This is a genomic window from Dyella sp. C11 (assembly GCF_003121485.1).
Classification (GTDB): Bacteria; Pseudomonadota; Gammaproteobacteria; order Xanthomonadales; family Rhodanobacteraceae; genus Dyella.
The window spans coordinates 175,077-195,489 of the sequence record NZ_QAVX01000001.1; the positions used below are offsets into that span (position 1 = coordinate 175,077).

The 20,413-nt window shown below is 57.1% G+C and carries 17 protein-coding genes; 7 read left to right on the forward strand and 10 right to left on the reverse strand.

Annotated features, from left to right (window positions below; genetic code table 11):
* Positions 1-6: 6 nt before the first annotated feature.
* The 4 genes from DK366_RS00700 to DK366_RS00715 form a co-directional block, all read right to left on the reverse strand.
* Positions 7-753, reverse strand: a complete 747-nt coding sequence (locus tag DK366_RS00700; RefSeq protein ID WP_109123595.1) for a pteridine reductase — start codon at positions 751-753, stop codon at positions 7-9.
* A gap of 58 nt (positions 754-811) precedes the next feature.
* Positions 812-1,447, reverse strand: a complete 636-nt coding sequence (locus DK366_RS00705; RefSeq protein ID WP_109123596.1) for a hypothetical protein — start codon at positions 1,445-1,447, stop codon at positions 812-814.
* 616 nt (positions 1,448-2,063) lie between these two features.
* Positions 2,064-3,914, reverse strand: coding sequence for a J domain-containing protein (locus DK366_RS00710; RefSeq protein ID WP_109123597.1), 1,851 nt, complete (start codon positions 3,912-3,914; stop codon positions 2,064-2,066).
* A gap of 261 nt (positions 3,915-4,175) precedes the next feature.
* Entirely contained in the window at positions 4,176-4,742 is a 567-nt protein-coding gene (locus DK366_RS00715) for a hypothetical protein (protein WP_109123598.1), read from the reverse strand.
* A gap of 536 nt (positions 4,743-5,278) precedes the next feature.
* Here DK366_RS00715 and DK366_RS00720 point away from each other — a divergent pair.
* Positions 5,279-6,025 (forward strand): hypothetical protein, encoded by a 747-nt coding sequence (locus tag DK366_RS00720; protein ID WP_109123599.1) that lies wholly within the window; start codon positions 5,279-5,281, stop codon positions 6,023-6,025.
* Positions 6,026-6,177: 152 nt separating this feature from the next.
* Positions 6,178-6,849: a hypothetical protein gene (locus DK366_RS00725; RefSeq protein ID WP_157956414.1), complete on the forward strand. Its 672-nt coding sequence runs from the start codon at positions 6,178-6,180 to the stop codon at positions 6,847-6,849.
* A 284-nt stretch (positions 6,850-7,133) separates the two neighbouring features.
* Here the strand turns inward: DK366_RS00725 and DK366_RS00730 are convergent, their stop codons facing one another.
* The 3 genes from DK366_RS00730 to DK366_RS00740 all read right to left on the reverse strand — a co-directional run bounded on the left by DK366_RS00730 (position 7,134) and on the right by DK366_RS00740 (position 9,838).
* A complete protein-coding gene (locus tag DK366_RS00730) occupies positions 7,134-8,039 on the reverse strand; it encodes an alpha/beta hydrolase (protein ID WP_109123601.1) in 906 nt (301 codons plus the stop codon).
* 36 nt (positions 8,040-8,075) lie between these two features.
* On the reverse strand, positions 8,076-8,900 hold the full coding sequence (locus DK366_RS00735) for an oxidoreductase (RefSeq protein WP_109123602.1): 825 nt from the start codon (positions 8,898-8,900) through the stop codon (positions 8,076-8,078).
* A gap of 95 nt (positions 8,901-8,995) precedes the next feature.
* Positions 8,996-9,838: an SDR family NAD(P)-dependent oxidoreductase gene (locus DK366_RS00740; protein WP_109123603.1), complete on the reverse strand. Its 843-nt coding sequence runs from the start codon at positions 9,836-9,838 to the stop codon at positions 8,996-8,998.
* An 860-nt stretch (positions 9,839-10,698) separates the two neighbouring features.
* On the opposite strand from DK366_RS00740, the gene DK366_RS00745 reads away from it, so the two are divergent.
* From DK366_RS00745 to DK366_RS00760, 4 genes are all read left to right on the forward strand, one after another.
* On the forward strand, positions 10,699-11,496 hold the full coding sequence (locus DK366_RS00745; protein ID WP_109123604.1) for a type 1 glutamine amidotransferase domain-containing protein: 798 nt from the start codon (positions 10,699-10,701) through the stop codon (positions 11,494-11,496).
* Between the two features lie 368 nt (positions 11,497-11,864).
* A complete protein-coding gene (locus DK366_RS00750; protein WP_109123897.1) occupies positions 11,865-12,164 on the forward strand; it encodes a putative quinol monooxygenase in 300 nt (99 codons plus the stop codon).
* 47 nt (positions 12,165-12,211) lie between these two features.
* Entirely contained in the window at positions 12,212-12,628 is a 417-nt protein-coding gene (locus DK366_RS00755; protein WP_109123605.1) for a heme-binding protein, read from the forward strand.
* Positions 12,629-13,258: 630 nt separating this feature from the next.
* Positions 13,259-15,850 carry a sensor histidine kinase gene (locus DK366_RS00760; protein WP_198651373.1) on the forward strand — a complete coding sequence of 864 codons (2,592 nt, stop codon included), beginning with the start codon at positions 13,259-13,261 and terminating at the stop codon, positions 15,848-15,850.
* Between the two features lie 60 nt (positions 15,851-15,910).
* Here the strand turns inward: DK366_RS00760 and DK366_RS00765 are convergent, their stop codons facing one another.
* The 3 genes from DK366_RS00765 to DK366_RS00775 form a co-directional block, all read right to left on the reverse strand.
* Positions 15,911-16,324 (reverse strand): GFA family protein, encoded by a 414-nt coding sequence (locus DK366_RS00765; RefSeq protein ID WP_109123607.1) that lies wholly within the window; start codon positions 16,322-16,324, stop codon positions 15,911-15,913.
* A 92-nt stretch (positions 16,325-16,416) separates the two neighbouring features.
* Positions 16,417-17,133 (reverse strand): type 1 glutamine amidotransferase domain-containing protein, encoded by a 717-nt coding sequence (locus DK366_RS00770; protein WP_109123608.1) that lies wholly within the window; start codon positions 17,131-17,133, stop codon positions 16,417-16,419.
* Positions 17,134-17,226: 93 nt separating this feature from the next.
* The gene (locus DK366_RS00775; RefSeq protein ID WP_109123609.1) at positions 17,227-17,829 is read right to left on the reverse strand and encodes a TetR/AcrR family transcriptional regulator; all 603 of its coding nucleotides are present in this window, start codon (positions 17,827-17,829) and stop codon (positions 17,227-17,229) included.
* A 317-nt stretch (positions 17,830-18,146) separates the two neighbouring features.
* Between DK366_RS00775 and DK366_RS00780 the strand changes: the two genes are divergently transcribed.
* A complete protein-coding gene (locus tag DK366_RS00780; protein WP_109123610.1) occupies positions 18,147-20,354 on the forward strand; it encodes a TonB-dependent receptor in 2,208 nt (735 codons plus the stop codon).
* The last annotated feature ends 59 nt before the right edge of the window (positions 20,355-20,413 follow it).

Here is a 20,413-nt window from a genome sequence, read left to right on the forward strand (position 1 = left end):
CTTTTTTCATACCGAAAGCGTGCGACCACCATCCACGCGAATGATGTGTCCCGTCACGAACGGCGAGTCGCGAAGCAGCCAGAGCACGGCGCCGGCCACATCGTCCGGCGAACCGGCGCGCTTCAGTGGCGTGCGGTCCAGCATGGCTTGCTGGTCGTCGTAGGGCTTGCCGTCGCTGGGCCACATGACGGCGCCGGGTGCGACACCGTTGACGCGCACGTCGGGGCCCAGGTCGAGTGCGAGCGAGCGCGTCATCGCTTCCAGCGCCGCTTTGGCCATGCAATAGATGGGATGGTTGGCGAGCGGGCGCTCGGCGTAGATGTCCACCATGTTGACGATGGCGCCGCGTGCTTCGCGCAAGGCAGGCGTCGCCGCCTGGGCCAGGAAGAACGGCGCCTGCGCATTGGAGGCGAATAGCTCGTTCCATTGCGCGAGGGTCGCCGTGCCCACGGGTGTGGGATAGAACGCGGAGGCGTTGTTGACCAGCGCATCGAGTCGCCCAAAGCGATCGAGTACGCGTTGCACCATGACGGGCAGCGTATCGAGATCGCCAAGTTCGGCCTGCACGGTGAACGTGCTGTCGCTGCGCTGGCGCTCCAGCGAGGTGGCAAGCAACTCGGCCTCTGCGGCGGAGTGTCGATAATGCAGGGCAAGGTCGTAGCCCGCCGCATGCAGGGTGCGTGCGATGACGGCGCCGACGCGTTTGCCGGCGCCGGTAATCAGGGCGACGGGGCGCTCGTGGCGTGGATTCATGCGTGGGCTCCTGCGTGGCGCGATCCGGCGGGGAGCTTGCCCCAAAGCGCGGATGCCGTCATCCGGTGGGTGCCGACGATTCGTCGACGGCAGTGTCATCGGTGACGAACGGTGCGCCGAACATGGCGATGGCGGTGCGCGCCACCTGCCCTGTGTCGTAGTAGGCGTAGCTGCCCACGCCCACGGCGCCGACCACCGGCAGCCAGCGCGAGATGCCGCTGCCCACGGCGCGCTGCGTCACCTTGATGCCGACTGTCTTGGCGACGCGTTCCACCAGCGTGTAAGTCATGCGTCGGAACAGCAGGCGGTCACCCACGCGGACCACCAGGTCACGGAAGGCCTGCGCAGCCGTGTGCCGGAACAGGCACCACAACATCTGTTCGCGGCCCAGCTCCGAGTGCTGGCCGTAAGCGGCCGCGATGTCGCTCACCATCTGCGCCTGGATCTTCCAGATCGCGATGACCTCGGGCAGCACGGTCAGCCAGCCCAGCGGCCCGGGCGGCAGGGCCAGCGATCCGGCGGTAAGGCCAGCCCGCTGCTGCGCCCGGCCGGCAATGCGGCGGGCTTCTTTCTCCGGGTCCAGGGCGCCGGGCACCTTGCTGTCCGGGATCTGGCTGACGAAGTCCAGGATGGCTTGCGTCACCCGGCCATGGTCGGTGATGACGGCGGGCAGCTGGGAAGGGGAATCGGACATGGCCGGGCTCGCTGAGCGGTGGATCGCGAGCGTCCAGTCTAGGGGTTGGGGGTGAAATCCGGCTGAGCCCGGGCTGTTCAGGGCTGAACGAAGGAACTTGTGGTCAGAACTTCATAGTTCGTACCTTTTAGGACACCATTTGTTTGTGCATTTAGCGAGCCATCCGTACAAACAATGCGTACAAAACGGAGTGCATAGTTTGTACATGGCGTTTCAAATCAGCCGGTTATCGCATATCCAGTTGCAGCGAGTGGAGCGTACAGAACTCCATAGCCTGAATCTGGCATTCGTTGATATCGGCAAATAAAAAGCCCGCGAGGGGGAGCCTGCGGGCTTTGGGTCATCCGTCTCTATTTTGCTCAGCGAGGAGGGGGGGCCTTGCCAAGCGTTGGGACTGATGTCTCTCGACATTCAATTAATATACTTTGCAGTATATTAATGAAGCGTGACTAGGCGAGGGAGCGGCGACTCCGCTACACGTACTTGTGCCGTCTCCGGAGCGCTCGCGCGATGACAATCAAATAGGGGAGAAACGCGCGCCTCGAGAAAAGTGTATGTAGAGGAGCTCCCTCGCTAGGACGGCGGTAGCCGGACCCCACCTGGATCAGCCGTTGTTTCATAACGTAAGCCCCCGCACTTCGACTCGATGTTGTCGGGTCTGAACGACCGCTCCGCCCTCAGTCGCATAAATCGTTCGGATCGGATCCCGCGCCATCAATTCACCAACTTTTGCGCCAGCCTCGGTAAACCACTGAAGTCTCTTACCCGAGAGCAACCCAAATCCGTTCTGCGAAACAAGCAGCTTGCCCTGCTTGAAGACATCGAGGAACGCGGCGAGCTTCACCTTGTTTTCGATGACGTAGAGTCGGGTGGGCGTGAGAAAGTACGTGTAACGACCAACGTCGATGATCTCGCGCGGGCAAGTTCCGATGTCGTACACCACCTCAGGCTGCCCTTCCTGTGAAACCAGAATAACTTTCCCAGAATAGGTCGCCAGGTAGGTCCCGCCGTCAGCAGCAAAGCTGGCCGCGTAAACCCAATCTTGAGGAGTCCCCCCGCTTATCGTTATCTCCAACCGAAAGCCCTCCACCTCTACCACATGGTCGGGAGCCTTTCGGGCGAAGTAGGTGACATCAGACTCCTCGAGTTCGAGGGTAGTGGGATCGACGCCGGTCAGAATCTCGAATGCCCTGTTGAGGGCCTTCATCCTCTCGGTGGCAGCCGGATCGCTAGCATTGCGATCGGGATGGTGGGTCAGCGCCAATTTGCGGTACTTCCGCTTGATGTCCGCAGGATCGACCGGCAGGGACAAACCGAAAAGCCGTAGCGCGTCCTCAACCTCTTGACCCACTCCGAACCGATCGCTGCGACCCACGACACGCTTCCAACCTTCCTTGAGAGGGATTACAACCCCCCAAACTGCGCGGCCAAGAGTCGTGCAGCACCATGCCTCGTCGGCCAATGTAAAGAGGTATCTGTTTCCATCGGGAGAAGCATCGACGGCTCGCACTTGGGATTTGAACTCGCCCCAGTAGTTCGTATCGATGGTTCGGAAATGATCGACTACGCGGGGATCGTCGCGGAGATTGGACTCGGCAATGGTGCGTAGCTCAGCGTCGTAGACGTGAAGACCCCCCTCAGAATCCATGATCGCGATGCTGGAGCCGGTGAAGGGGGCCCCGGTGCGATAGGCATCATGGCGAAGAGCCTTCTCGCCAACGACTAAACCATGCCGGTCAATCCGACGAAGTACGCTTTTTACCTCCGACTGGCTCGTGCTGGCGCCAGCGCGGTTAAGCAGCCAGAGCCCGGTCGCATCAATGGCAGCAATATCGAAGGCGGGATCGGGCTGCTGATCGCCCTGCAGCTTTCGTCCATCAGTGAGTGACCAAGGAGCATCATCGGACACCGTGAACAAGGGCAGTGACGACGGGCTAGCAACATCAACAGGAGTGTAGTCGTGCCTCTTTCCCGCTTTGTCCAGCTGCTCAAGGATGCGATTGAAGCGGCGGCGATCAGCGTCCTTGACGTAGTCAGAAACCATGTCAAACATCTCGGAACATTGCTTCGCTGCCGCTGCTAGCTGTCCAGACTTCATCCGCTGAGCGATGAGCGTGGAATAAGCCTTTGCAATGACCTCTCCGACACGACCTTGCCGCTGATCTGAGGTAAGGCTAGAGGCGAGCTTTACGACCTTGGTGTGTTGGTTCTTAAATCCGGCCTGAAATACTGGTTCAAGCAATGGGTCTTTGTACTCACGATGAAACTCGCCACGACCGTCGACCTCCCATGTTGCCGGTGATGGCGGCAGGGGAATGTACTCGGCTTGTGACCAATCGAGCTCAGTCGGCGGCTCACGCCTACCAGAAGCTCTCTTCGATTCGGGGCCGAGAGCCATCAATCCTACCGGCTCTCTGAGTGTTTTCGACCCTGCCTTTCCGAACAGTTTCGTCAGGAAGCCAGGCATTCGCTATCTCCAGCTTGCCATTCGTCGCTACACACTATTAGCTCCACCCTTGGTCGCGATCGAGCATCCCTATTCCTTCCTACATAGTGTTCAGCAACATTGATATGTTGAACCATATCCTGACCGGCGATCGGTGGCCACCGCATCCGCACATGGGATGCAGATCGGCGCTCGCATACGGAGAAGGCTTCAGGGGAGCCACCAGCGGCCGTTATAAATGCTATGGACTACCGTATGAGCGGGGTCCTCTACGGTCGCTTATTACGCATTTTGATCAGGTTTCTCTGATGGATCCGTATGCGTGGTTCGGTCGCGGCCGCGACGATAGGCCGCAATCACGTCATCCAACTGCCCGCCGCCAACGCTGACAGCGTATTGATAAGCAACTGACCAGAAGCGTCGCTGCCTGGATGGGATCATCCGGCGTCGAGCCTCCATCAGGAAACTTCCCTCTACAAATCCATCATCGCCCACGTAATGCACGTGCCAGCGATCCAGTTCACGGTCGTGACCAAACTCTATGACCTCTTGTCGTGCAATGACTCCCAGGTTCGCCTGGGCACGTGGGTCGAAGAGATCCGGCTCAAAGCAGGCCAGGAGATATAGGACATCATCCATGTTATGGACGATGTCGCTCCCTCGGATCCGGTAGATTTCATCGACGAACCCGCCTCCGATGATCATGGCATCGCGCCATTCATCACGGCTTTCATCGTGAAATGCCTTCCCGTCGCACTCGATACCGACCCGGTGCCCAGATAGTCCGGTCAGCACGAAGTCCAAGACGAAACGTCCGCAGAGGGTGTTGACCTCAGCCTGCCGCTGCATGCGGACGTCAGCACCTGCGTATTTGACATACCGGAGGACAAAATCGTCCTCAATGGGGCTGTCGTAAGGCGGTTCATAGGGCGGATACTTGAGGGCTCCGATTAGGGGGCGGCTGTCTTGATCAAGCGTGCCGCTACTCCTAGCCGACGTTAGGGCTGCGCATGAGAAGAGTAAATGGGGTGGATCTCAGGATCTGAGATGGGCGGGTGATTGGCTATCTTGGCAGCACTCCGCTGCGCCTCACTCACGGACGCTATGGCGAATATCTTTTCTGTTGGCATCACCTGCTCCTGTGGTAGCACCAAATTTGACCATCCTGAGAATCCGCGCCCGTACGACGTCATCATCTGCCAGCGATGCGGGAAAAAAGTCCGGTGGGATCAAATGATTGAGCAGGCCGTTTTGAAAGAAATGCCGGCCGCAACGGCCACTTTCATTTCAGAAGAAGCTACACAGGGCAACTCGCTCGATCAGCCGAATTGCACCAGCACCAGCCGAAGGCCAATATGCGAGGCTTTCGGCCAACGGGCGCGTCGATGCCATTTCTGAAAAACTACCCAGAGCAGGCGACCCAGCCGCTGACCTACCACGACTGGACCTATCCAACTTCGGCCTGGTGGCATTCGATGGGCGCAGGCGAACAGGCAGCGTGGGCCATCGTTTGGGCGACGGCCGTGTGCGGGCTACTTGCTGCTATCGGATCGTTCCTAGCCGCGTGGGCAGCGAAGGCGGCTGCCAAAACGGCTCTCGATATTGCCAAGGAGGATCGGCGTGATCGCCTGATCATGAAGCAGGCCGATGACGTCGCCACCAATTGGCGCGCCGCGCTGAGCTTTGAAGCGCCAATGCAACGGCTTGTTCGCCTCGTCAAGCTTGCGATCGAATGCATCGAGGCAGCTGAAAACATACCTGTCGATGCGGATGGTCAACGATTCGCCATGTTCGGCACGACAAACTTCGCATACATGACGGATGCCCTTGGTTACGAAGACATTGCCCGGATCGGCAACATGGCAAACCTAGCAGGCAACGTTTCCGGGGACTTCGGTACCGTCATCTTGCAGGCCTTGTCGTGGAGCCGCGAGGCCGCGGCACTGCTCGAGCACGTGGTCAATTCGCACACGACCCACAACAGCAACGGCGTCGCCCACACACGTTACTTCGTTGACTACTGGTACGTGGCCGATGCCCTGTCTGCATGCCGCTCCCTTGAACGACACGCTGAGGTGGCTCTGCGGGAGATCGATGCCGCCATTTCGGCGCAGCACGCTGCCATTCCGTAACGGCCCACCACTCTTCGTGGTCACACGCGATGAAGCTCATGTTCGACATGCTGCGCGGCTATGGTGGTTAATCGCTTCGGCCGATCAGGCAATTGCGGGCAGACCAGCTGGGGGCGCATTCTTGGCCGGGATGAACGGGGTTGGAAATGGCCGTGGGCGAGCTTGACCCGAGAAAGATCTACGCAGGACAGATTCGACAAGCTTCAGCGCGGCTTGCCGCGGCATTGCGATTTCATAGTGTCTATGTCGCTGATAAGGATGTGCCGTCGCTCGACGCTGCTGTTCTGCAGATTAGGAAGGCGCTTGAGCTGATCGCCTTCGCTGCAATCGCCCCGGACAAGGAGGCATTCCTAAAAGTCCGGGCCAGTGATGAGGCTGGGAAATTCACCCGTGATTTCCATGCCCGAAAATTCCTTCTCACCCTCGACAAAGTTAATCCTGACTTCTACCCGTTGGCCTTGACGGGGCCTACGCGCAAAGAGCAAGGCATGGAGTTTGGCCGTAAGGAAACCGGGTACCTGACCCGTGACCGCTTTGAGAAGGTATATGACCGGCTTGGGAAGCACCTACACGCGCAAAATCCTTGGGGTAGTGACCCAAACATCCAAAACTTGGCGAAAGACATCCCTTCGCTAGTGGAGGAGATTTACCAGTTGATTGAGCTTCACGCGCGGATAGTGCGACGACCAGGAAAGATCGAAATATGGGTATGGCAGACTGATCGCCAGGGCGGAATGCCGGCGTTCCTTGAAGCCATTGCTGACGGAGATCTTATCGACACAAAGCGAAAGTCTCGCGCTGGGGTTAGCGGCGCCAAGCAGTGAACGGTAGATTTGAAGTACGCGGCAGCTAGGTATGCGAGCTAGTCGACCCAGGGCTAGTACAGCTGCGCAAAGCGAAATATCACCAAACGGTGGGCACTTCGCAGGGCGCAATTGAATTTGGCCGTGTCTGGACAAGTCGAATATCTGGTATCTGCTTTTGACTCATGGCGGATTTAAGGCGCCAAGTAACGGAGCACGAGAAAACCAGCGCACATCAAACATCACGACTCCACTGGTCCTGGTGTAAGCACTATGTTTTGGTAGCCAAATCTAGTTCGATGTTTCTAGAAACTAATTTTCCTGGCAGCTTTGCTGTCCAAGAACGCTCGCATGATCGGGATGATCTCGTCACCTCTGTCTTCTAGAGCAAAGTGTCCTGTTGGAAAAAGGTGAAACTCCAAATCTTGGAGGTCACGCTTGTACGGATAGGCTCCGTCGGCAGGGAAAATCGTATCGCGCTCACCCCACACGACAAGCGTTGGTGGTTGATGTTCGCGAAATAGGCGTTGTACCTCCGGGTACAAAGGCACGTTGCTCCGGTAGTCGTACATCACATCCATCTGAATCTCGACGTTGCCTGGTCGATCAAGAAGCGCTTGGTCGTGTACCCAGTTATCCGGCGAAATGCGAGTTACGTCGTCGACGCCGTCGGTGTATTGAAAGACGGTTGTTTCCAGCTTGACCAGCCAACGCAGGGCGTCCCGGCTCTCTGTGGATCCGTCTGCCCAGTACTTCTTGATGGGATCCCAGAACTTCATAAGCCCCTCTTCGTAGGCGTTTCCGTTCTGGACAATCAACGCCGTGAGCTTTTCAGGATTTTCGAGAAACAGGTGCCATCCCACTGGGGCGCCGTAGTCCATGACATACATGGCGTACGAAGAGATCTTTAGGCGTTCGAGCAAGGATCGAACCAATTTGCCAAAGTTCTTGAACGTGTAGGCGTAGCTCTGGTGATCAGGCATGTCACTTTGGCCGTAACCTGGGTAGTCCGGCGCGATGACGTGGTAACGGTCAGCCAGCGCGGGAATCACATTTCGAAACATGTGTGACGACGTGGGAAACCCATGAAGGAGTAGGACAACCGGTCCATCGGCAGGGCCGGCCTCACGATAGGCGACCTTGATGCCATCGATGGGCATACTCCGATAGAACACTACTGGTAGACGTTGTAGCGACGATGTCGTAGTCATTGAAGCCCACCTTTTCAGCAGATTCGGCGCTTGCTGTCAGATATCAGTCGACGTGGAAAGATTGCGCCAAGTCTTGATCTCTTCTTCTACCGTGCGATTCTTCTCTTCGATTCTCTGGATGGCGTCAGCACCAAGCGGCAATCGAACGGGAGGCTGGTCGGCATCTACCAAAGCAAGAATCGCTTTGGCCAGCTTGGAGGGATCCCCGGGTTGCGTATGATTTGCCTTAGTCACGAAGCCGCGCATGGAGCCGGCAGTCTCGTCGTAATCGGCGATGATGTTCGCGGCACGAACCAACGATCGGTTATCGAGAAAGTCCGTCCGGAAGAAGCCGGGCTCCACGACCGTCACGTGAATGCCAAGTGGCTTCAGTTCGAGTGCTAGTGACTCCGACAAGCCTTCGATGGCGAATTTCGTCGCACAGTAAATACCCCAGCCAGGGTATGAGCTGTAGCCTCCGACAGCTGACATGTTGATGACATGCCCACTTCGTTGATGCCTCATCTGCGGCAGGATGGCTCGAGTGACAGCCAACAGGCCGAACACGTTTGTCTCGAACTGATGGAGGGTTTCATCTGGCGAGGCTTCCTCAACTGCACCGACAAAGCCGTAGCCGGCGTTGTTGACGAGCACATCAATGCGACCATAGCGATCTATCGCTTTCGACACAGCCTCTTTCGCCTCGCCCTGGTTCGTGACGTCAAGCTTCAATGCAAAGAGTTTAGGATGATCGCGGAGTCGATCTGAAATCGCTGAAGGATCACGCGACGTAGCGATGATGTTATCACCGCGTGCCAGGGCTTCGTCGACGATTCGCGCGCCAAAGCCACGCGCCGCTCCAGTTACAAACCAGGTACGCATAACCCCACCTCTTCGATTCCATGGTTGTGATGGCACGCGAATGAGCCCGATGGATGGACGTCGCGTGCCACGTACGAGTCAATGACTGGTGATTTCTAGACCGGAATGTTTTCACCGGCGTCCGGATAGCGTGGATACCAGCCGTTCTTTACGCCTAACGTTCGAACATCGAATTCAACATCGCCGCTGTATCGAGGCGCATACTTCTTGAAGGCGGCTTCGATCTCACGCCAGCGTGCACTTATGCGCACAAAGTTGAATGCATGCGACACGATGTAGAACTCGCCAGCCATGATCTGCTTCATCACCAGTGCCGCGTAGGCATCGGTATCCATCCCTTCTTGCGTTTCCTTCGCTAAATCGGAGCGAACGAGGCCGGGACAGATCAGTGCAGTTTCGACGTGTTTAGGTAGCTCTTCCCTCAGTGCTACGGTCATTGCTAGTACGGCGTGTTTACTCGCGACGTAACCAGCACCTTCTGGAATCGCATTGAAGAACGAGTTCTCTGAGCCAACGTTGTAAATGGCCGATGGCGTCCCTTGTTCGATGAGGCGCTTACCAAAGATGGAGATGCCATTGAGTACGCCGAACAAGTTGACCGCTAGCACACTCTGGACGTCTTCGATCTTCGAATCGACAACTGAAGAAGGTATCGGACCAACGCCGGCGTTGTTAACGATGACATCGACGTTGCCGAAGGTCTTCCAAGCGTAGTCAGCAAGACCTTCTACTCGCGCGCGATCAGTAACGTCACACTTAAAACTTTCGACGCGCCGACCAAGCTTCCTAAGATCGTCGACGGCAGACTCAAGCTTCTCTTGGTTGATCCCGGCAATCAGAAGATCCGCACCTAGATGCGCGAATTGCTTCGCAAGCGCAAAGCCGATGCCGGTGGCACCGCCTGTGATAACTACGACTTTGTTCTTGAAGTCTTTCATACGCTGCGCCTCGGTTACCTATTGAATGTCATTGTCGACGGCAAACTGTGAGATCCGATATCTCGCGTGCAACCGTACCGATCGTGTTGAGTACGCTTGCCATGAGCTCTACCTGTGTACCGTATTCGTTGCCGACCAGTGCTTCGGGTAAATGCCAGTTAATTTGCGCGTAGATGGAGCCGCGACCATCGATCAGCGCCGTTGCTTGGAAGACACCTGGATGTCTACTCAGGATTCTCCGGTTGCTTAAGAGCGAAGTGCCACGTGTCGACGTGAGGAGTTCCTCCTGTGAAACATCGCGCTGATGATGCCGGCGCGCGGTTCTGCGTGGTCGACATCATGTACAACCGAAGGTGGTGCCTCCGAATAGAACCAGGCGACGCCAATTGACGAATCACCCGCACTGCGAACTGAGTGACCTTTCAGAAAGGAAAAAAATCACCATAAAGGGTGATACGACGACGCCAATTGACGGACCGCACGCACTGCGAGCTGAGTGATATTTCAGGAAGGACAGAAATCACCATAAAGGGTGATACGAAGACGCCAATTGACGAATCTTCTGCGCTGCTAGCTGAGTGATCTTTCAGAAAGGAAAGAAATCACCATAAAGGGTGATACGACGACGCACCGCATCTAAGCGAAAAGTGCAGAGCATGTGCACTTGATGGTGATCAGCGATGTCTCGTTCACTTGTGTCACGCACGAGTGACTTTATTGACTTCAAAAAAATACAGCCTGCCGCAAAAAATGATCAACATTGTGCAACTTCAGCAAATACGAAAGCGTCTTCGACTCGATACCTTTGGTTCGCAATTCCAATCAATCAACATCTGCGCCGCTAAAGGCTGGAGGCAATCATGGCTAAGCAAAAAGTTCTTGTGCTCGGTTCAAACGCCACCCGTATCGAGATTCAAGGTGGAAAAACTGGACCCACAGGCAATTACCTCAATGAGACCGTCGTTCCGGCCATGGCATTGGTCTACGCGGGTTTCGATGTTGTTCTGGCCACACCGAACGGTACGAAGCCCCACATCGATGAAGTGTCAGCGGCGCCCGCTCACTTTGGTGGCGATGAGAAGGCTTTCAAGGCGGCAGAGGATTTCTACGCCAAGCATCCGTCGATGAACAACGTGCGCACCAATCGTTCGGTTATCGACGAAGGACTGGAAAACTATGCTGCTGTGTTCGTGCCTGGTGGGCAGGCGCCCGTCGTTGATTTGATGCAGGACCCAGAGGTCGGCGAAATTCTTCAGTATTTCCACGCTACCAAGAAACCGACTGCTTTCCTCTGTCACGGTCCGATTGCCACAATCGCTGCTCTTCCCAACTCGCGGGAGTTTCGCACAGCTCTCGTGGCCGGCAACCCGAAGGAAGCTGAGAAATTGGCAAAGGGTTGGCAGTACGCGGGGTACAAGATGACGATATTCTCCAAGTCGGAAGAGAAGTACGTCGAAGATCAGATCCTGCACGGCAAGATGTACTTCAATATGCCTGAAGCACTGTCCGCCGCTGGCGGTGACGTGCATGTGGGTAAGGACTGGGAGCCGAATGTCATTGAAGACCGTGAATTGATCACCGGTCAGAATCCGCGGTCTGATCATTTGATTGCATCGACGCTGATCAAGGCGCTTGGTCGCCAAGCGAAGGCGGCGTAATTCGAAAAGTGCCAAGGGCAACTCGTGTTAGGCCTCCCGCCCGTCGTCTCGTCAAGCGGCGCACCTTCTTGGAAAGGCGACGGGCTTTCTTGATTGATCGTACGCAAGCAGTCTACGCGGTGACGGTTTACCCGGCTTGCGGACCGGTAATGCCGTTCCGCTTGCGTACCTCTGGCGGGGCGCTAGTCCGCTATACGCGGCTGGACTCGAAATCGAACGATTCCCGAGCGATCTCCAGGTACCGTTCAGTCGTTTTCGTCTTGAGTGACAACAGATCTTTTGTAGGAGGGACTTTTCATCCTTCTACTACCCATATGGCTTTAGCACTGTACGAACAGTTCAAAGCCAACACTTGCGAGGAATTTGCCGTGAGTACTTCGGTCAAGATGGTTGCATTGCTAACCGCGAAAGCAGGTAAAGAGGCTGATCTCCACGCTCTTCTGAAGGGAATGCCCGGACCCTCTCGCTCCGAGCCTGGAAATCTCCGCTATGACCTTTGGAGCGACTCAGCCCAAGCCGGTCGCTACGTTCTGGAGGAGATTTACAAAGATGCCGACGCCATCGCCGCTCACCGTGAGTCAAAACACTTTCAGGCCTACCTCTCGCAAGTCAACGATTTTGCGGAGCGCTTGGTGATCGTGCTCGCACCGGAAGATGTGAAGGCTTGAGCATGTCAGCTACTGGGGCCGAATAAGGCAACGGTACGGAGAGTGTTATGCCACGCACTTATGAAACGCTGACCCTTGGTGACGCGAAGCGCATGCTTGCTGCCGCTGAGGCCAAGGCCGACGACTTGGGCATTGCCTACAATATCGCTGTGGTCGACGCGGGCGGACATCTTCTAGCGTTTATCCGACAGGACAACGCGCTCATTGGAAGCATTGACCTCGCTATCGATAAAGCCGGCACTGCCAGGCTCTTCAATCGCTCGACGGCGGAGCTCGCGCAGCTATCGCAATCCGGACAACCGTTGTTCGGTATCCAGGAGAGCAATTCGGGCAAGGTCGTCATCTTCGGTGGCGGAGTACCTGTGATTGTTGGGGGAACCATTGTGGGTGCAGTGGGGACGAGTGCGGGCACGGTTGAGCAGGACGTCGCGGTCGCTGAGGCGGCGCTGGCCGCCCTCTGCTAGCCATATCTCCGAAGGAACAATGTCAAAAATTGCAAACACCATCAGTAACTTAATTATTTCTTTTCGAAATCTTCTGGATACGCTCACGAGCTAACCGAACCAGCGTTGTGCTATTAGCTGGAACTAGCGAAGTCTTTCCTGCTATTCCGGTGCGCTGCGGTGGAACGTTCGCGTTGGTCCAGGCCCCAGACGCTCCGCCGTCTGCGAAAAGTATTGCAGCCCTTTCGACACGGGCTATGTACTTGCGTCTCGACGAGCGTTGTTCTCTTGGTCTTGAGCTTGGTCCTGATGCCCACGGGGGTGAGGGCCGACAATCGGCCGTGGACGATTGAGCGATACCAACATGTTGCATGGACCAGCAAGGATGGCGCGCCATCGGGTGTCTCGGCGTTAGTGCAGGGAAGTGATGGCTTCCTTTGGCTTGCCGCGAACCGTGGACTATACCGATTCGATGGCGTGCACTTTGACTACGTTCCAACGCCCAATGGGGCAAACATTGATGGGCTCTACGTAAGCTTGGGCAATCGGCTCTGGATGCGATATCGAACGGGCGGATTCGGTGTGCTGGAAGCGGATGGGAGCGTTTCAACGTGGGGTCCGACTCAGGGTATCCCAGAGAGGACTCGCCTATTGGGTTTCCTGGAAGACAGCCACAACGCGCTTTGGGTCTACGGAAGCGGTGGGCTCTATAAATGGACAGGACAGCGATGGTCCAACATCGGCGATGCTGCTGGACTTAAAGATGGCTGGGCGACCTCCCTGCTCATCGCGAAAGATGGAGCTTTTTGGGTCGGTACGCACAAGGGCTTGTATTACCGGGGCCCAAGAGACCGTCAGTTCATATCTCTCGAAAGACAAGGATACGTCGCTCGCATTGTGCAGGCAGCCGACGGCAGTATTTGGGTTGCGCACTTTCGAGGATCTATCGACCGCTGGATTCCGACGATCGATGGCCCGCACCGCTCGATTGGTGGCGTCACGACTACGGGCGTAGGAGAAATTCGATTCGACTCGCTCGGTGGACTCTGGATTAACGGTCTTGGCGACGGCGTTCGGCACATCACATCTGAATCCATACAGAAGCTGAGCTCAGATCCACCTTCTCTCAACAAATCGGTTGAGCGATTCAGCACGGCAGAGGGGCTCAGCAGTGACTATGCATGGCCACTGCTCATTGATCGCGAAGGTAGTATTTGGGTAGGCACGGGTGGTGGTATCGATCGATTCAGCCGAAGCAACTTTACGCCCGCACGTTTCCCCTCGGGAGTTCACGACTTCTCCCTAGCCGCCGGCGCAGACAACACCATTTGGGCGGGCAGTTCATCGACGCCAGTCATGCAATTGAAGGATGACGCTGTCGCGACCTTCGACGTACCTCCTATCACGTTCGCGACCTATCGAGATCAGAAAGGAACGGTCTACTTGGGTGCAGAGAATGGAATCTGGCGAGTTGATGCAGGACGGCCAACACACATCGCTGAGCTTCCCAAGGGTCTATTCACCGTTCAAGCGATGACTAAGGACAAGAGCGACACCCTGTGGGTCTCTCTCAATGTGGATGGTGGTCTGTACGCATTGTCGAACGCGCATTGGGACAAGTCACCGATCGTTGGAACGCCATCAGCAATGTTCACGGACAGCCTCGATCGGGTTTGGCTGGGTTACCAAGACAATCGACTTGCCATGATTGACGGGAGTGACGTGACGACGCTTGGTGCCGAACAGGGATTGATGATCGGCGAGGTGAAGGCCTTTGCTCAAGACGCCGGTCGACTTTGGGTCGCGGGAAGTCGCGGTGTTGGATACGTTGATGGATCGCGGCTCGTAATGGTTAAGCTCGGAAGCAACGAGCCGCTCCAAGATGTAACAGGGGTAGTGTTCTCGGCTTCGCATGACCTATGGATTCATACGGTAGCGGGCGTGTATTGGATACGTTCCAGCAGCGTGCGTGACGCGATCTCTGATACAACGCTGGCATTGCCCTATCGGAAATTTGAGACGCAAGATGGATTGCCTGGTTCGTCGTCCATGGCAGGTCCAAGCCCATCGGTAGTTAAGAGCACGGATGGGCGGTTATGGTTTGCTACAAGCAATGGCGTCGTATGGCTGGATCCAGACCAAATTATCTCCAACCCTGTGCCGCCGCCGGTCCATATCCAAAGCATCCTGGCGGACGGCAAAACGTACCCGATCGCAACCGTCGTCGACCTTCCACCGAGAGTAAAAGACTTACGGATTCGGTTCTCCGTACCAAGCTTGGTGATGCCCAGCCGCGTGAGCGCCAAGATTCATATGGGAGGTGTTAACAAGGATTGGAGCGATGCGGGCGCGCTGCGTGAGGTGGGTTACTCAAATTTAAGCCCCGGCCGGCATCGCTTTGATGTGATCGCCGCGAACGAAGACGGCGTGTGGAACACAACAGGCGATCATGTTTTGTTGGAGATTGCGCCGGCGTTCTATCAAACCGTCTTGTTTAAGGCACTGATGGTGCTTTTGGCCCTTGTGGTGGTTTGGCTCGTCGTCATGCTCCGAGTGCGGCAGCTGGACTATCGCAGAAGGCTCCGATTCGAGGTGCAGCACGCTGAGCGCGAGAGGATTGCCCGTAACCTTCACGACACGCTGCTTCAGGACTTTCCAGCACTTCTTTTAAAGATCCAGTCCGAAGTCGCGACACTTCCCGAAGATTCGTCAGAACGTCACGTGCTCAATGAAACGTTGGGAAAGGCGCGAAGTCTCATCGTGGAGAGTCGAGATCACGTATCGAGCTTGCGTTCCTATGATGTCGCTGACTTGTCTACGACAATCGCGAGTTTCGCTCGCGAGCACGCTTCTGCTGCAGGCATGAAGCTGAGTGTGTCTGTCACAGGAAATCAAAGGGCCTTGTCTGAGGAAGCTTATGAGGAAGCAAGCTTCATACTCAGGGAAGTCGTGCTCAACGCTTGCAGGCACTCGGGGGGGGATCGACTCACTATCCGACTGGACTTCGGCCCGCAAGCTCTCTGTCTTTGGGTCATCGACAATGGTCGGGGTATCGATCCGGAAATTCTGGAGGCGGGTGCCAAGGAAGGGCACTGGGGTCTAGTTGGCTTGCGCGAGCGAGCTCGACTGTTGTCCGCTCAGCTTGACGTCGAGTCGCGATCTGGGGTGGGAACTACCATAAAGTTGGTCATCCCACGGCGCTCTGCGTTCTTACCTTCCTGGCGTTCGTCGCCAGGAAGGTAAGTCATGAGAGTTGTTAGCGCGTCATGCGCTATTGCCGTTTTGCTGTACTAGCAGCGGTACTTAAGCGGGCATTCCCGCAAACTGAGGGACGTCGAGCGCAGACGTCCAATCGAGTCGGCGTGACGTAAACATTTCAAGTTTGGGTGCAATGTGGTCAGCATTGGTCAAGCTGCCGATTGCAACGAAGACTGCGCCGGGGAATGCCTGCAGATTGCTCGTGAAGAGGCGTGAGCCACATTCGGGACAGAAGTTGCGGTCCAGGCCGTTACCTGAGTTGGCAATGTAGTGGAACGATTTTGGCTGACCGCTGAGAAGAGTGAAGTCATCCTCAGGCACGGCGAAGAACGTAGCCATCGAGCCACCCGCTGCCTTTTGGCAATCCTTGCAGTAGCAGTTCGCGACGAAGTCCGGATCGGTATCGAACTCAAAGGTCACTGCACCGCATGCACATGCACCTTGATGTTTCTTAGCCATAGAGATATCTCCTTAAATGTTGTGTTTAGAAGGGTTGTACTTTGACGCGAACACGCTGCGTCGCCTGGGTTCTAGGTAGAGGGGCGAGACGATTAGTGCGCGTCGGGCGCACTACGATCGGCCTTCGTAATTGAATTCAGTTGTTCGATCAGCACGGCAGCCGTTGCCGCCGAAGACGCGGGGTTTTGGCCTGTGATCAGGCGGCCATCGGTGCGCACGTAGGCGCTCCAATCGGGGCCCCTTGAGTAAAGTCCGCCCTTGGCGATGAGCTCGTTCTCGACGAGAAATGGCACTACGTTGGTCAGGCCAACGGCTTCTTCTTCGGAGTTGCTGAAGCCCGTCACTTGCTTGCCGCTCACCAATGGCTGGCCGTCATCACTCTTCACGTGGCGTAGGACGCCTGGCGCGTGGCATACCAAGGCGACCGGTTTGCCCGATCGAGTGAACGCCTCAATCAGCGCAACGGAGTGCTGGTCTTCCGCCAAATCCCACAGGGGGCCATGACCACCGGGATAAAACACCGCATCGAAGTCCGCGTCCGAAACTTGATCCAGTCGTGCGGTATTCGCCAATAGAGCCTGCGCGATTGCGTCTGCTTCGAACCGACGGGTCAGATCCGTTTGGAAGTCCGGCTCGTTGCTCTTGGGATCCAGCGGCGGTTGGCCGCCCTGAGGGGAGGCCAGCGCGACCTCAATGCCAGCGTCCCTCAAGGTGTAATACGGAGCGGCCAACTCCTCTAACCAGAAACCGGTCTTACGTCCGGTATTCCCGAGTTCGCTGTGTGAGGTCAGAACCATCAAAACTTTCATGGAGTATTCCTCTTTTGAAGTTATAAGTAGACCGGTCGTCTAGTGATGTTTCGGAAAAAATCCTCCCTAGGGAGGCGTGTGAATCTGTGCCCGTTATGCGGGCTGCAAAAGCTCGTGGGTAGTCGTGAGTGCAGCCTGGAAAGGTTGTGTGCTGCGCGAGATCTTAACCATCACGCTTGCACCCAGCCAAAGCTGATAGAGGCATTGGGCGAGTACTTTCGTATCTTGGCCGGCTCGAAACGACCCTTCCTTTTTACCCGCCGCAATGGCTCGGCCAAGTCGTTCGACAATGCCGTCCGTGCCTAGCTTGAGTGCCGCGCGCATAGGCTCGGAGAGATCTGCAACTTCGGCGCCCAACTTCACGGCCAGGCATTTGCCTTGGCAGTCTGCGAACGACTGATTGGCCCGCCAATTTTCCCAGTACTGATCTAACCTCTGAGCCATGGTTAGACCCGATTGGCCCAGCATTTGATCCATCTCGACGAGGTAATCGTCGAAATAGCGCTTCAGGAGCGCCTCACCAAACGCATCCTTGGACCCGAAGTAGTGATAGAACGACCCTTTCGGAACCCCTGCCTGGGCCAGAATTTCATTCAGCCCCACGGCCGAAAAGCCCTTAGCGCCCATGATGCGCTGCCCCACCTCGAGGATGGTTTCGCGGACATCACTTGTCTGGCTGGCACTAGCAGGGCTCATGGTTGCGAACCATAGCTCAAATTAGACCGGTCGTCTACTAGATATATCTTCAGCTGACTCCTCTCCAAAACGGGCGTGTCTGAGAGTCGATGCTGTGCGCGGCAAGGAAGGCTGGCCTTATGGAAAGCCTAAATCAGGCTTGAACTCCAAAGTTTGTCTTTCCCAGAAACTCCAAAGTCTGAACAGAACCCCCAAACTTTGGAGTTCTGTCCACTTGCCCGGGCAGGCATGACTTCTGGGGCAGGCGCGGGGTGGGTTAGAATGGCAATGTTATAACGTATCGAAAATAACAACATCGCCACCCTTTTCGGATCCCCATGAAACGTACCTTGCTCGCCCTGAGTCTTGCCGTGGCCTTCGGCGCCGCCCCCGCTGCCTTCGCCCAGACCACCCCGGCCCCGGATACCAGTACCGTCAATGCGCCCACGGCCACCGACGGCAGCGATGCCAACGGCAGCTCCAGTGGCGCCAGCCGCAACCAGACCGCCAAGGTGAAGCAGCTCAGCGCCATCGACGTGAGCGCTGCGCTCGACCAGTCGCGCAACTCGCTGTCGCCGGATACGGGCAGCAGCCAGTACGTGATCGACCAGAAGGCCATCCAGCAGCTGCCGCTGGGCGATTCCACGCCGCTGAACCAGGTGATCCTGCAGGCGCCGGGCGTGGTGCAGGATTCCTACGGCGGCGTGCATGTGCGTGGCGACCACGCCAACCTGCAGTACCGCATCAACGGCGTGATCATTCCCGAATCCATCTCCGGCTTCGGCCAGACGCTGGACGCGCGCACCATCCAGAGCGTGAAGCTGCTCGATGGCGCGCTGCCGGCGCAGTACGGCTTGCGCACGGCGGCCGTGGTGGATATCGACACCAAGAGCGGTCATGACCTGGGCAACGGCGGCAGCGTCGGCATCACCGGCGGTTCGTACGGCACGTTGAACCCGAACGCATCGCTGTGGGGCAGCAACGATCGCTGGAGCTGGTTCGTTACCGCCAACTACATGGAAAACGACGTCGGCATCGAAAACCCGACGCCGAGCAAGACGCCGATCCACGACCACACCAACCAGGTGAAGGGCTTTGGCGACATCTCGTATCTGATCGACGACAACACGCGCGTCAGCTTCATGTTCGGCGCGACCAACAATCGCTTCGACATTCCGAACAACCCGGATCAGACGCCGCAGTTCGGCTACCTCGACGTCACCAATTTCAACTCGGCCGACCTCAACGAACGCCAGCAGGAAAAGACGCGCTTTGGCGTGCTGTCGCTGCAGGGCAAGTGGGGCAAGACCGATTACCAGGTGTCCGTGGGCCAGCGCTACAGCAGCGTGGGTTTTGATCCCGATGACATCGGCGACCTGATGTTCAATGGCGTGGCGTCCACCATCAACCGCACCAACCGTGCCGACACGCTGCAGGCGGATTTCTCCACGCCGCTGGGCGATAGCCACACGCTGCGCTACGGCATCTACGGCGAGTTCGAGCGCGGCAACATCAGCAACAACTCGCTGGTGTTCCCGGCCAACCCGGATGGGTCGCAGGCCAGCACCACGCCCATCGCCATCTACGACGCCACCAATCTGCTCGCGCGCACGTATTCCGCGTACCTGCAGGACGAGTGGAGCATCGGCGACAAGTGGACGGTGAACTACGGCGTGCGCGGCGACCGCTACGAGCTGTTCCGCACCGAGAGCCAGCTGAGCCCGCGTTTTGGCGTGGTGTACCAGGCTACCGACAGCACCACCATCCACGCCGGTTACTCGCGCTACTTCACGCCGCCTGCGACGGAAGTGATCGACGACAGCAACATCGCACGCTTTGCCGGCACCACCAATCAATTGCCGAGCGGCGGCAACAACCTGCCGTTGTCCGAGCGCTCGAACTATTACGACCTGGGCATCCAGCAGCAGATCGGTTCCACCCTCACCCTGGGCGTGGATGCGTACTACCGCCAGGTCGATCGCCTGCAGGACGAAGGCCAGTTCGGCGCGGCGCGGAGCTACTCCAACTTCAACTACGACCAGGGTCGCATCCGTGGCGTGGAGTTCACCGCCAACTACGACAACGGCCCGGTGACGGCGTACTTCAATGCGTCCTTCAACCGCGCCATGGGCAAGAACGTGATCACCGGCCAGTACAACTTCAGTCCTGATGAACTGGCCTACATCTACAACAACTGGATTCACCTGGATCACGACCAGAAACTCACCTCGTCGGGTGGCATCACGTACTCGTTCGACAAGGCCACGCATGTCGGCGCCGATTACATCTTCGGCAGCGGCCTGCGCAAGGACGGCGACGGCGTGCCGAACGGTGCATCGCTGCCGTACTACTTCCAGCTCAACCTCAACGTGGGCCACGACTTCACCTTCGACAGCGTCGGCACCATCAAGACGCAGCTGGCGTTGATCAACGCGCTGGACCGCACGTACGAACTGCGCGACGGCACCGGCGTGGGCGTGGGCGCGCCGCAGTTCGGCCCGCGTCGCGGCATCTACCTGAGCCTGCAGAAGGACTTCTCGTTCTAAGCGTCGGCATCTGACGGCGCCTCCTTGTCCCGGTAACTCCCCTTGCTGGGCTGCATCCC

Excerpts from the sequence above, each read along its gene's own strand:
- DK366_RS00755 (WP_109123605.1), top strand. The coding sequence starts at position 12,212 with ATGCCACGCACTTATGAAACGCTGACCCTTGGTGACGCGAAGCGCATG.
- DK366_RS00715 (WP_109123598.1), bottom strand. The coding sequence starts at position 4,742 with ATGCAGCGGCAGGCTGAGGTCAACACCCTCTGCGGACGTTTCGTCTTG.
- DK366_RS00720 (WP_109123599.1), top strand. The coding sequence starts at position 5,279 with ATGCCATTTCTGAAAAACTACCCAGAGCAGGCGACCCAGCCGCTGACC.
- DK366_RS00700 (WP_109123595.1), bottom strand. The coding sequence starts at position 753 with ATGAATCCACGCCACGAGCGCCCCGTCGCCCTGATTACCGGCGCCGGC.
- DK366_RS00745 (WP_109123604.1), top strand. The coding sequence starts at position 10,699 with ATGGCTAAGCAAAAAGTTCTTGTGCTCGGTTCAAACGCCACCCGTATC.
- DK366_RS00730 (WP_109123601.1), bottom strand. The coding sequence starts at position 8,039 with ATGACTACGACATCGTCGCTACAACGTCTACCAGTAGTGTTCTATCGG.
- DK366_RS00780 (WP_109123610.1), top strand. The coding sequence starts at position 18,147 with ATGAAACGTACCTTGCTCGCCCTGAGTCTTGCCGTGGCCTTCGGCGCC.
- DK366_RS00710 (WP_109123597.1), bottom strand. The coding sequence starts at position 3,914 with ATGCCTGGCTTCCTGACGAAACTGTTCGGAAAGGCAGGGTCGAAAACA.
- DK366_RS00775 (WP_109123609.1), bottom strand. The coding sequence starts at position 17,829 with ATGAGCCCTGCTAGTGCCAGCCAGACAAGTGATGTCCGCGAAACCATC.
- DK366_RS00735 (WP_109123602.1), bottom strand. The coding sequence starts at position 8,900 with ATGCGTACCTGGTTTGTAACTGGAGCGGCGCGTGGCTTTGGCGCGCGA.
- DK366_RS00770 (WP_109123608.1), bottom strand. The coding sequence starts at position 17,133 with ATGAAAGTTTTGATGGTTCTGACCTCACACAGCGAACTCGGGAATACC.
- DK366_RS00705 (WP_109123596.1), bottom strand. The coding sequence starts at position 1,447 with ATGTCCGATTCCCCTTCCCAGCTGCCCGCCGTCATCACCGACCATGGC.
- DK366_RS00765 (WP_109123607.1), bottom strand. The coding sequence starts at position 16,324 with ATGGCTAAGAAACATCAAGGTGCATGTGCATGCGGTGCAGTGACCTTT.
- DK366_RS00740 (WP_109123603.1), bottom strand. The coding sequence starts at position 9,838 with ATGAAAGACTTCAAGAACAAAGTCGTAGTTATCACAGGCGGTGCCACC.